Origin of the sequence: Marinobacter fonticola, assembly GCF_008122265.1 — a bacterium.
In the GTDB taxonomy this organism is placed as follows: Bacteria; Pseudomonadota; Gammaproteobacteria; order Pseudomonadales; family Oleiphilaceae; genus Marinobacter_A; species Marinobacter_A fonticola.
The window spans coordinates 1,257,490-1,268,302 of sequence record NZ_CP043042.1 but is presented as its reverse complement, the minus strand read 5'-3'; the positions used below and the strand labels follow the sequence as shown (position 1 = coordinate 1,268,302).

General features: G+C 59.4%; 11 protein-coding genes. 2 read left to right on the top strand and 9 right to left on the bottom strand.

The features are described 5' to 3' along the window. Positions 1–7 precede the first annotated feature (7 nt). Complete coding sequence (locus FXO11_RS05665; protein WP_148862027.1) at positions 8–421, bottom strand: GFA family protein; 414 nt, start codon at positions 419–421, stop codon at positions 8–10. Positions 422–465: 44 nt separating this feature from the next. After that, the gene (locus FXO11_RS05660) at positions 466–1,449 is read right to left on the bottom strand and encodes a zinc-dependent alcohol dehydrogenase family protein (protein WP_148862025.1); all 984 of its coding nucleotides are present in this window, start codon (positions 1,447–1,449) and stop codon (positions 466–468) included. A gap of 493 nt (positions 1,450–1,942) precedes the next feature. Here FXO11_RS05660 and dkgB point away from each other — a divergent pair, with 493 nt between their 5' ends. After that, positions 1,943–2,755 carry a 2,5-didehydrogluconate reductase DkgB gene (gene dkgB / locus FXO11_RS05655; RefSeq protein ID WP_148862023.1) on the top strand — a complete coding sequence of 271 codons (813 nt, stop codon included), beginning with the start codon at positions 1,943–1,945 and terminating at the stop codon, positions 2,753–2,755. A 167-nt stretch (positions 2,756–2,922) separates the two neighbouring features. Here the strand turns inward: dkgB and FXO11_RS05650 are convergent, their stop codons facing one another. The 3 genes from FXO11_RS05650 to FXO11_RS05640 all read right to left on the bottom strand — a co-directional run bounded on the left by FXO11_RS05650 (position 2,923) and on the right by FXO11_RS05640 (position 5,437). Next, entirely contained in the window at positions 2,923–3,555 is a 633-nt protein-coding gene (locus tag FXO11_RS05650; RefSeq protein ID WP_148862021.1) for a hypothetical protein, read from the bottom strand. A gap of 3 nt (positions 3,556–3,558) precedes the next feature. Continuing rightward, the gene (locus tag FXO11_RS05645; RefSeq protein WP_148862020.1) at positions 3,559–4,482 is read right to left on the bottom strand and encodes an aldo/keto reductase; all 924 of its coding nucleotides are present in this window, start codon (positions 4,480–4,482) and stop codon (positions 3,559–3,561) included. Positions 4,483–4,663: 181 nt separating this feature from the next. After that, positions 4,664–5,437 (bottom strand): glutathione S-transferase N-terminal domain-containing protein, encoded by a 774-nt coding sequence (locus FXO11_RS05640; RefSeq protein WP_148862018.1) that lies wholly within the window; start codon positions 5,435–5,437, stop codon positions 4,664–4,666. Positions 5,438–5,741: 304 nt separating this feature from the next. Here FXO11_RS05640 and dacB point away from each other — a divergent pair, with 304 nt between their 5' ends. Next, positions 5,742–7,271 (top strand): D-alanyl-D-alanine carboxypeptidase/D-alanyl-D-alanine endopeptidase, encoded by a 1,530-nt coding sequence (gene dacB / locus FXO11_RS05635; RefSeq protein ID WP_148862016.1) that lies wholly within the window; start codon positions 5,742–5,744, stop codon positions 7,269–7,271. A 39-nt stretch (positions 7,272–7,310) separates the two neighbouring features. Here the strand turns inward: dacB and FXO11_RS05630 are convergent, their stop codons facing one another. From FXO11_RS05630 to FXO11_RS05615, 4 genes are all read right to left on the bottom strand, one after another. Continuing rightward, on the bottom strand, positions 7,311–8,081 hold the full coding sequence (locus tag FXO11_RS05630) for an SDR family oxidoreductase (RefSeq protein WP_148862014.1): 771 nt from the start codon (positions 8,079–8,081) through the stop codon (positions 7,311–7,313). Positions 8,082–8,148: 67 nt separating this feature from the next. Further along, on the bottom strand, positions 8,149–8,838 hold the full coding sequence (locus tag FXO11_RS05625) for a histidine phosphatase family protein (protein ID WP_148862012.1): 690 nt from the start codon (positions 8,836–8,838) through the stop codon (positions 8,149–8,151). Further along, entirely contained in the window at positions 8,838–9,902 is a 1,065-nt protein-coding gene (locus FXO11_RS05620) for a phosphotransferase family protein (protein WP_148862010.1), read from the bottom strand. The genes FXO11_RS05625 and FXO11_RS05620 overlap by 1 nt, the downstream gene beginning before the upstream one ends. An 85-nt stretch (positions 9,903–9,987) precedes the next feature. Continuing rightward, the gene (locus tag FXO11_RS05615) at positions 9,988–10,803 is read right to left on the bottom strand and encodes an SDR family oxidoreductase (RefSeq protein ID WP_148862009.1); all 816 of its coding nucleotides are present in this window, start codon (positions 10,801–10,803) and stop codon (positions 9,988–9,990) included. Positions 10,804–10,813 lie beyond the last annotated feature (10 nt).

The following is a 10,813-nucleotide window of genomic DNA, read 5'->3' as shown; positions in this document are numbered from 1 at the left end:
CAGTGCACTAGTGCGGATCGTTGGTGCGCTCGAGTTTCTCGTACTGGGGGAGATCATCGGTGATCTCGAACCAGTCAGACTTGGCGCCCACAAAGACATGGTACGCAGCCGGCGGGTTAACCGGACCATCGATCACGCCGACCCGCAGTCGCAGGATACCGGGTATGGCATCGACCCGGCTGTATAGCGGACTCCCGCAGTTGGAACAGAAGGCCCGATACTTGCCGGGCCGGGATTCGAATTCGCGGATCAGGTCGCTGCCCGCGGTGAAACTGAAATGCACATTCTGCACCGGACTGCTGGCGCCGAAAGCGCTGCCGTGGGCCTGACGGCACTGGCTACAATGACACAGCGCGATAGGCCCGAGACGGCCCCCGTATTCGAAGCGGACGCCGCCGCACAGACATTGACCCGTAATCATTATGTCCCCTGTTAGGTCTGGTAAGGCGGCGTCTGCAGCGCGTACTAAACCGGCACGACCAGAATCTTGCCGTCGCGTTCGCCGGCTGCCGCAGCGGCCACCGCCTCCTTGATTTGCAGCACATCATACTCGCCGGCAATCTTTGCCTGAAGCTTACCCGTGGCGATCAGCTTGGTGAGTTGACCGAAGATATTGCGCTGCTGCTCCTGAGTAGCGTTCTCAAACCACTTGGCCAGCCAGAACCCTTTTACCGTGACACCCTTGAAGACGATGTTAGCCGGCGATACCTGACAGGGTTCGCCACTCATCATGCCGTAATTCACCAGCACGCCGCCTTCGACCAGACAGTTGGCAATGTGGTCTGTGGCAGCACCGCCGACGGCATCGATGGCCAACCGAACCTGCCCGTCGCCTACGGCTTCGCGCACCCGCTTGTGCAGGTCCGGCCCGTCCACCAGCACGACGTCGGCGCCCTGCTCCTTGACCGATTCGACAGCAGACTCGCGCCGCACCACGTTGACGGTCTTGATACCCTTCATTTTGGCGAGCTGAACCAGATACCCGCCAACACCGGAGTTAGCGGCGTTATGGATGACCCAGTCGCCCTCCTGGAGATCGACGAACTCATTGAGCATCAGCAATGCGGTTGGCGGGTTGATCGTCATCATCGCCAGTTGTTTCGCATCCGCCTCGCCCGGCAGGGGGATCAGTTTGCGCGCATCCACCAGAACGTGGCTGGCCCAGGTACCGATACCAACAGGCAGCAGCACCAGCTGTCCCGGCTCCGGCCCCTGGGTGTCGGGACCCAGCCCCACAAGCTTGCCTACCCCCTCGTTGCCGCCAACGGCCGGCAGCGACGGCAGCATGCCGTACTCGCCGGTCAGCGTCAGAACATCGGAGGGGTTAATGGGTGCGGCGACGACCTTGACTAACGCCTGGCCAGGACCCGGGTCCGGCGTTTCCACCTCGACGGCCTCAATCACCTCTTGGGGTACGGGGCCGCGTTTCTCGTATTTCGCTTGAAGCATGGTCGTTCTCCTCATTGCCAGTGGCTTTTCGTCGTTCACCCCAGCATAGGGAGCCGGACGAGGCGAGAACAGAGGCAAATCCGACATCCCGCCGGTGAGTCCGGCCACAATGACATGCCTCATTTTAAATGCCGGGGCCGTGCAAAAAGTACTTGAAGAACCCTTCGTTTCGCCCCAACGTAATAGTAGTCACGGAATGAGCCCTGACATCATTTTCGCTATCAGAGCTTATTCCGAGGCCTCCAGAATTCCTCAGGCGTCTCCCCGGATCGACGATGCCAGGCTGCAATGCGGGTAGCCCTTACTTTTCCGCGAGCCTGCTTTGGCGAGTGTCTCGACTCCGGTTTGCCGATCGAACGCCTGTGTCCTGTTTAGTCGTCCGGTTTAGAGACTTAATAGTCCGGTGTAGAGACGACAGGTCCGGTATAGAGGCCCGGCGTATAACTATCGACCATCATGGATAAACCGACGACCATCATAGAGGGGAACTGCAATGGTTTTGGATACCCTGCCACCCATCGGGATGGGAACCTACCGCCTCAAAGGCGACGTTTGCCGGGATGCGGTGCGAAGTGCCCTGTCTCTGGGATATCGACACATCGACACGGCCCAGATCTACGAAAATGAAGCTCAGGTGGGCGACGGCATTACCACCAGCGGCATTCCTCGTCGCGATATTTTCCTGACCACCAAGGTCTGGTTCGAAAATCTCCGTGCCAGCGACTTGATGAACAGCCTCAGGGATAGCCTGCAGCGGCTGAAGACGGACCACGTGGACCTGACGCTGATCCACTGGCCCTCGCCGGACGACGAAGTGCCTATGGAAGAATACCTGGGTGCCCTGCGCGACGCCCAGCGCGAAGGCATGACGCGGTTCGTCGGCGTCTCCAACTTTACTAACGATCAAGTGGACAATGCGCGCGTTATCCTTGGCGATACGCCGATCATGACCAACCAGGTGGAAGTCCATCCCTTCCTCAGCAACCGCAAGGTGGTCAGCCATCTACAGGAACGGGACATCAAGGTGACCGGCTACATGCCACTGGCCGTCGGGCGTGTCATGGACGACGAAACCTTGCTGGATATCGCCCGCGCCCACAACGTCACGCCGGCGCAGATTTCCATTGCCTGGCTGGCATCGCGGGGTATTGTCGCGATTCCGTCTTCCACACGGCCCAGCCACCAGAAGGAAAACCTGGCGGCGATGGATATCGAACTCACCATCGACGAGATCGATGCCATCGATAAGCTCAATCGCAACGAGCGGGTGGCAAATCCAAGCTTCGCGCCGGAATGGGACGAGTAAATCCGGGCGCTAGCGTGCTGTCCCGCAAATAAGTTTTGAAAGTCTGGACACTCCGGTAGGTTGGGCTGGCAAGCCCAACAACCCCGGGAAATCCTGCTGGGCTTGCCAGCCCAACCTACAGCGCTTGCCAGCCCAACCTACAGTGCTTTCTTTGCGCCGGGGTCAAATCAAGGCCCCGGCCAGAAGGCCGCTGCAACGGCCAGCAGTACACCGGCGAGTGGCGCCATCAATGGAACGTGCAAGCCTAGAGCCCAGTGTGTCAGCACGCTGAAAAGGCACCAGAATAAAGGCACAATCAGCAGCCCCACCCGCCAACCCCGAGGCATGGTAGTCAGCAATACTATGGTCGCCAAGGCGGTCATATCGGGCGTTAATCCGGGCAAGGCCAGCGCTTTCCAGTCATCTCCAGCCCACGCCGTCAATAGCGACAGCATCAGTACACTGCCCAAACCCAAGGCCGCCCACGGCGGATGGGCTTTGATAGGTGACAACCTTAAAGCCGCAACGATCAACAGCAAACCTTCGGCAGCATACATCCAGGCAAAGTAACTGACCGGCCAGTTGATCGGCGCGTAGTAGCGATGCATAAAGACACTGGCGGTCGCACCCCACCCCACAGCCGCAATAACAAGCGCCAGCCGGCGCGCCCAGGTCGCCTGCGAGCAAAGGAGCGCCGGCACCGCCAACAAGGCCACCGCAGCCACCAGCAGCCAAAGCCCGAAAGTGGTGTTTTGACGCTCGAATAACCGGAGGTACACCTCCGGCGTAAACATCAGGAAGTCCCGCAGGTCATAGCTCATCGGTTACAGCGTCCCGATGTAGTCGATCATCCGCTGCCGCTGATCCGCGTTCGGGAGTTTGCCGTAAAGCGCGCCCATATTTTCCCGCATGTGTTCGACCTGGGTCGTCGCGGGAATGGCGCAGGTCACCGCCGGATGGGAGACGATGAATTTGAGGAAGAATTCCGCCCAGTTCCCCGCACCGACCTCGCCAGCCCAATCAGGCAGCGGATGGGACTGGAAGCGGTCAAACAAGCGTCCGCCCTGGTAGGGCCGGTTGGCAATCACGGCAATGCCGCGTTCCTTTGCCAATGGCAGCAGGCGTTCCTCAGCCTCCCGGTCGAGAATATTGTAGGTCAGTTGGACGGCATCCAGGGGTTCGGTTTCCATGATGCGCGCAAACTCGCTATGACGGCGACCATGGGAGGTGGTAATGCCGATGTAACGAATGCGGCCGTCGGCTTTCATCGCCTTGAGGGTTTCAAGATGACCTTCCCATCCCAGCAAGTTGTGGACCTGCATCAGATCAAGCTGCTCCACCCCCCAAAGCTCCTCGGAACGCTCCACCTCTTCACGGGTCGCGCTGCCATCGCTGGTCCACACCTTGGTGGCTGCGAACAGACTGTCGTAACGTCCCAGGCGCTCGGTCAAACGCCCCATAGCCGCTTCGGCGGACCCGTACATGGGGGAGGAATCGACGACCTCGCCGCCACGCTCGAAAAAAACCTCGAGGATGTGGGCGCGCTGATCCAACAAAACCGGGTCGCTGCCCACGTTGAAGGTACGCCAGGTCCCCATGCCGATAACGGGCAGTGCTTGGCCGGAAGAGGGTATCGGCCGGGTGATGGGCCTCTCCGCGCCCTGGGCAAACACCGCCGGGACGCGGGAAGCCAGGCCGGTCGCGGCCAAGCCGAGAAGAAAACGACGCCGGGTTATGACAGGCAGCATTGAGCGGTCACTCCTCTTGAAAGAGCGCCAACAGCGAACAATGGCGCTCACGGACAGTTACTTCCTCAAGGCAATGGGACAGCGCGTGCGGGTGCAGTTCCCTAAGGCGCCTCGGAACAGCGCTGCAAACTATGAGGCGTTACCCGTTTTATACGTCCATCTGCCCGGCCGATTCGAGAGCCTAACTCGTTGCGTACTGCCGGTCGAGATAGCTCAGAATGGCCGCAGACTCGAACAGCGATTCACCCGTGTTCGGATCCTCCAGGTAAGGCACCTGGACCCGCCGATGCTGCTGATAGAACACATCACGCTTACCGCCCTCTCTGGGGAGGTAAGGGCCGGGTTTGAGTCGCTGCGTGGCCGGACCGATCTCCGTCCAGTGCTCCTTGCCCAGGTTATGCAGCCGGTAGGGTATTTCCAGCTCACACAGGCGCTCGCGGACGAGGCGTGAATAAGGGCTGCCCTCGAAGCTCCACAGATGCAGCGGCTGTTCCGGCGACCGGGCCGGAGCCACGCGTAAGCCTCGCAACCGGCGAACGGCAGAAGCCAAACTGCCCAGCGCCGGCTGATAGGCGCGGAAACGATAGTAACCGGGTACCGGGCGGTTGCCGTAGGTGCTGAACAGGTACGCCACAATGTCCTTGGCCTCGTACATGACCTGCCCGTTGTTCTCGTCCACCAGCATTGGGAACTGCTGCTTGCCGCCGATCCGCTGAGCTTCGGGCCGAAAGCGCGTTCCGCCTTTGGGGCAAGGCCGGATGTCGGCATCCAAGTGCAAGGCTGTCAGCGCTTCGCGCACTTTGCGGCAATGGGGGCAGGCTTCCATGTCGTACAGAACAAGCGGTTTGGGGGGCTGCGGTGCCGCTTTGACGACCATGCAGCCGCGCCAGGCGGTCAGGGTGGAGCTGGCCGCCGAACCTAAAACTTCAAGATTAAATGTGAGCGCGTTTGCCATTTTGTAGTTTCCTGTAAGTCGTCAAACTAAGTCTAGAGGCGGCAGTGTTAGGTACCGGACTTGCCGAATACGTGATATTTCAACGAACTGCATGGCCAGGCGCTATGGCTGATTTGACCGGACATGTCGCCTCTGCCGCACTTCCGTTTACACACCGTTGTAAAATCGCTGAAAAAGATGAAGTTAGTACCCCTTCTTAACCTTATGTATAAAAAACGGGCATAGGCGCCAGCACTCATTTTGCGCTATTTTAGGCGCTTCGATTGCGCTGTGTTTCTCGACGTCAGTTCATAAGGAAGAATAAATGCTATCCGCCGCTTTCCGCTGGAAACGTGGTCCGGTAGCCCCCTTGCGTGTCGCGTTGTCGCTGCTTGCCCTGATTGGAGCAGCAGTGGTTCATGCAGAGGGTCGCATGCCGTCCCCCTGGTCCGAAAATATTGTTGATGCCACGGTCAAAGCCCTGCAGACCAAAGACGCCATGAGCGTCGCCGCGGTGCCGTTGAATGGCCCCGGTCTGCCCCAATACATCAACGCCGATACGAAAATGAGTCCCGGCTCGATCATGAAGCTGGTAACCACCTATGCCGCTCTGGAAATTCTGGGACCGAACCATCAGTGGCGGACCAGTTTCCACACCGACGGACAACCGGTGGGCCGCACGCTACAGGGCAATCTCTATGTGTCGCTTTCCGGCGATCCCAACCTGAGCCTGGAGCGCTTGTGGTCCAGCCTGTCCGAACTTCGTGGCATGGGCATCGACACCATCGATGGCGATTTGATCCTGGACGGCAGTGTGTTCAACCTGCCCGACGGCCTGCCAAAATTCGACGACAACGGCGACAACGACCATGCCCCGTTTCTGGTTGAACCTTCGGCCTATCTGACCAATTTCAACCTGATCCACTTCCAGGTACGGGCGGACGCGCGCGGCACCACGGCTTGGGCGACGCCGGCCCTCAATGCGGTCATCATCGACAACCAGGTCAAGGCCTTGCCGGAGGGTCGCTGCCGTTCCCGGCACAACTTCAACTGGACACCGATCGCCCACGACGACGGCACCATCACCGTGAAGGTCACCGGCAAATTGCCCCGCGGCTGCCGCACCACCCAGTATCTGTCTTTGCTGCCGGCGGCCGACTATACCGCGGGCGCGATACGCACGGTGTGGGCTGAAATGGGCGGCTTGATTACCGGCCGCTCGCGCGTCGGCTACACGCCGGACGATGCCAACCTGATGGTCACCTCGGATTCGCCGGATCTGGTGTCCACCGTCCGCAATATCAACAAATGGAGCAACAACGTAATGGCGCGCCAGTTGTTGCTGGCCATCGGTGCGGAGAATCGCAAACCGGAGGATGCGGACGATCGGGAGGCGGGTGTTCGTACGATCACCCAATGGTTGGCCAGCAAAGGTGTCGACACCGAGGGTTTGGTGATCGACAACGGTTCGGGCCTGTCCCGGGAGAGCAGCATCACCGCACGTCAGGGTGTGCAAATTCTGCAAACCGCCTGGCAGAGTCCCTATTCGGCGGACCTGATTACCTCTCTACCCCTGATCGCAATGGACGGCACCATGTACCGCCGCCTGCGCAATACCGGTATGGCGGGGTTGGGCCGGATCAAGACCGGCTATCTGGAAGACGTGCGCTCCATTGCCGGCTTTACGCGCGATACCAACGACACCACCTGGGCGGTGGTAGGACTCGTCAACCATTCCCCGGCCTGGAATGGCCAGGCTTTGCTGGATAAGGTGCTCTACTCGCTCTACCTGCAGCCGCCGGTCGGCACCGCCTTTTCCCAGGCTCCCGTCAAAACTAGAACGGACGTCCACTAGGACGTCCGTTCGGGATCTCGCTCGTTTGCAGGCTGTTGTTCAGACAGTCAGGTAACCCCCATCGACATTGATGCAGCTCCCTGTGGTGTAGCTGGATGCGTTCGACACCAGATACAGCACCGTACCTGCCATTTCGTCCGGATCGGCCATCCGGTGCATGGGGATATGGGTCAAGGCCTGTTTCTTGATTGAGTCGTTGGCTGTCAGCGCACTGGCGAACTTGGTATCGGTCAGGCCCGGCAGCAGCGCATTGACGCGAATGTTCTGCTGCCCCAGTTCCTTGGCAAAGGCCTTGGTCATGGAAATGACGGCCGCCTTGGTGATCGAGTAAATGCCCTGAAAGTGGCCCGGTGTTACGCCATTCACAGAGGCAACGTTGACGATGGCACCGCCACCGGATGTCTTCATCAGCTGAGCGGCCTGCGCGCACATGAAAAAATAGCCACGGATATTCACGTCGACCGTCTTCTGGAACGCTGAAAGCTCCGTTGTTTCAATCGGCCCAAAGTGTGGATTGGTCGCGGCGTTGTTGACCAGGATATCCAGTTTGCCGTGGGTGGATCCGATATGGGACCAGATACGCTCGATCTGCTCCATCTCCCCGATATGACAGGCATACGCTTCGGCCTTGCCGCCCGCCTCTCGGATACTGCCAGCGACGGCCTCGCATCCTTCCATCTTGCGGCTGCTGACGATGACATGAGCGCCCTTAGCCGCAAGCAGCCGGGCTATGCTTTCGCCGATGCCGCGGCTGGCGCCGGTGACCAATGCGACCTTTCCGGACAAATCAAACAGGTCATTCTGACTCATGGGTTGCTCCCGTCGTTATTTTTGCATGAACCTGACTGCCCAGGCTGGCGACAATATCATCCGCAGCCTAGCGAAACGTCACCAGTTCCGGGGCGCCGTCTTCCAGGTGGGCATAATTGTTGAAGACCGACAGGCTGCGCCGTCTGCCGGAAAAAAGAATGCGGGTCACACTGGTGTTGGCGATAACCTGATTGAGTTCCAGCGCTCGCTTATCGTCCAGCCCTAGCAAGGCCTGCATCACCACGGAAATCGGCCCGCCGGAGCTGGCGACCAGCACGTCCCCACCCCCGGAGTTGGCCAATGCATCGTCAACTGCCGCATTCACACGCGTACAGAAGTCCACCCAGGTTTCGGGGTATTCGCTGTCGTACTGGCCGCTTACCCAGCGTTCGACAGCCTCGACAAAGGTGAGCTGGAAAGCCTTGGCGGGTTTTTCGTGCTTCGCCAGATCGCGGGCCATGACTTCGCGGTTCGCCCACTCCGGCTTCAGGGCGTGGACCACGGTTTCATGGTCAAATTCGTTGAAGCCAGGATTGGTCTGTACCTCCGGCAGCGACTGGCCGAAGCCATCGGCCATCGCTTCCAGGGTTTCCCGGTGACGGCGCATGTCGCCGGCGAATACCGCCGTGGGGCTCACTTTGCCCGCCATCCAACGTCCGAGGACACGGCCCTGCTCCCAGCCCCGGTCGGACAACGCATCGTAATCGGCCTTGCCGAAGCTAGCCTGGCCGTGACGAATTAAGTAGAGATTGGCCATTACAGATTACTCGCGTCGATTAACCGTTGGCAGCGCTGCTCCAGATAGTTGGCCGCATGGCCGAACATCGCGAAGCGCTTGTCCTGTGTCTGGCCGTGGTAGTAGCGATAGTAGATCTGCTGAATGATCACCGCCAGCCGGAACAGACCGTAAATTTCATAGAAATCAAAGCGATCGACTGCGTAGCCGGATTTCTCCATGTAGTACTCGACCACCTCATCCCGGGTGAGCATGCCCGGCCGGTGGGTCGGCTGACGGCGAAGAATCTGGAATTGCTGCTCGTCGTCCGCCTGAATCCAGTAGGCCAGGCTATTACCCAGGTCCATCAACGGATCGCCAATCGTGGCCATCTCCCAATCCAGCACGCCGATCACCTCGAATGGGTTATCCGGATTCAGAACCACATTATCGAAGCGGAAATCGTTGTGGATCACGCACTGGGCGATGTCCTCCGGCATCTTGTCGTCGAGCCAGCTCATCACCGCCTCGAAATCGCCCACATCCTCGGTACGCGCTTTGCGAAAGCGGTTGCTCCAGCCGCCGATCTGGCGCTGGACGTAGCCCGGCCCCTTACCCAACTGATCCAGACCGGTCGCCACCGGATCCACCTTGTGCAGGTCCACCAGCTTGTCGATCACATTGAGGCACAGGCGGCGGGTATCCGCCTCGGAAAGTTCAAACCCCTTAGGGAAGTCCTGGCGTAAAATGATGCCTTTGAAGCGCTCCATAACGTAGAAGTCGCAGCCCAGTACATCGTGATCGTCGCAGATGGCGATGATATCCGGTACGTAGGGATAAACCGGCTTGAGTGCCTGCATCACCTTCGCTTCGCGCAGCATGTCGTGAGCGGATTTGGCGATGTGGCCGAATGGCGGGCGGCGCAGGACAAACGAGCGATCGCCGTAGTCTACCTGATAGGTCAAATTAGAGGCGCCACCGGGATACTGACGAATACCGGGATCGCCCTCCAGCTCAGGGATCGACTGCTTCATGAAGCGGTCGACGGCGCCGGCGTCCAACGCCTCGCCTTCGCGGATGTCCACCGCCTGATCGATTTGTGTCATTGGCAACTCTCCTTCATGGGATAACGCTCACGATGGGGTGATGCACACGGGTGCGCGCCTTAATCGCAGTCCTCCGTCCGGAACACTACGCAGTGCCACCGAATTTACGGATCCAGCGCTTGCTCTCCTGATGCATCAGCCAGTCGAAGGCCCAAGGCGCATGACGCTTGAGCATCCACATCCGTCGTTCTTTCACGTGGGGCAATACCCAAAAATCGCCGTTCTTTTCCGCACGCAGGATGTCGTCCGCAACGTCGTCGGCAGTGACGCCGGAGCGCTTCATCAACTTGTTGACGTTAATGTCCATACCCGGAATGTCCGAGCGCATGCTGCTTGTGAGATTGGTTGGGAAAAATGCGGGGCACACGCAGGCAACCTTGATACCGTCCTCCCGCAATTCCATGCTCAGGGTTTCGGATAACGCAATCACGCCGGCCTTGGAGACGTTGTAGCTACTCATCAGTGGCGCCAGCATCAGACCGGCCATGGACGCCACATTGACGAACGTGCCCTGCTTCTGCTTCTTGAACAGCGGCGTGAAAGCTTTGCAGCCGCGCACGACGCCCATCACGTTGATGTCCAGGATCCACTCCCAGTCGGTCAGCGTGGAGCCTTCGATGCTGCCGCTGGTAGCGACGCCGGCGTTATTGACGACCACGTCGACGCCACCCCATTTTTCCACGAGCTGATCGCGCACCTTCTCCAGGTCCGCAATTCGCCGCACGTCACAGGTGGCAAACAAACCCTCACCGCCGGTATCGGTGATTTCCCGTTCCACCTCAACGCCTTGTTCCGGATTGATATCGCCAATACAGACCCGGGCGCCCGCGCGGGCATAGCGAAGGGCCAGAGCACGGCCAAGACCACTGGCGCCTCCGGTGATAAAAACGCGTTTTGTCATCGCTTCTTTT

Excerpts from the sequence above, each read along its gene's own strand:
- FXO11_RS05665 (WP_148862027.1), bottom strand. The coding sequence starts at position 421 with ATGATTACGGGTCAATGTCTGTGCGGCGGCGTCCGCTTCGAATACGGG.
- FXO11_RS05660 (WP_148862025.1), bottom strand. The coding sequence starts at position 1,449 with ATGCTTCAAGCGAAATACGAGAAACGCGGCCCCGTACCCCAAGAGGTG.
- dkgB (WP_148862023.1), top strand. The coding sequence starts at position 1,943 with ATGGTTTTGGATACCCTGCCACCCATCGGGATGGGAACCTACCGCCTC.
- FXO11_RS05650 (WP_148862021.1), bottom strand. The coding sequence starts at position 3,555 with ATGAGCTATGACCTGCGGGACTTCCTGATGTTTACGCCGGAGGTGTAC.
- FXO11_RS05645 (WP_148862020.1), bottom strand. The coding sequence starts at position 4,482 with ATGCTGCCTGTCATAACCCGGCGTCGTTTTCTTCTCGGCTTGGCCGCG.
- FXO11_RS05640 (WP_148862018.1), bottom strand. The coding sequence starts at position 5,437 with ATGGCAAACGCGCTCACATTTAATCTTGAAGTTTTAGGTTCGGCGGCC.
- dacB (WP_148862016.1), top strand. The coding sequence starts at position 5,742 with ATGCTATCCGCCGCTTTCCGCTGGAAACGTGGTCCGGTAGCCCCCTTG.
- FXO11_RS05630 (WP_148862014.1), bottom strand. The coding sequence starts at position 8,081 with ATGAGTCAGAATGACCTGTTTGATTTGTCCGGAAAGGTCGCATTGGTC.
- FXO11_RS05625 (WP_148862012.1), bottom strand. The coding sequence starts at position 8,838 with ATGGCCAATCTCTACTTAATTCGTCACGGCCAGGCTAGCTTCGGCAAG.
- FXO11_RS05620 (WP_148862010.1), bottom strand. The coding sequence starts at position 9,902 with ATGACACAAATCGATCAGGCGGTGGACATCCGCGAAGGCGAGGCGTTG.
- FXO11_RS05615 (WP_148862009.1), bottom strand. The coding sequence starts at position 10,803 with ATGACAAAACGCGTTTTTATCACCGGAGGCGCCAGTGGTCTTGGCCGT.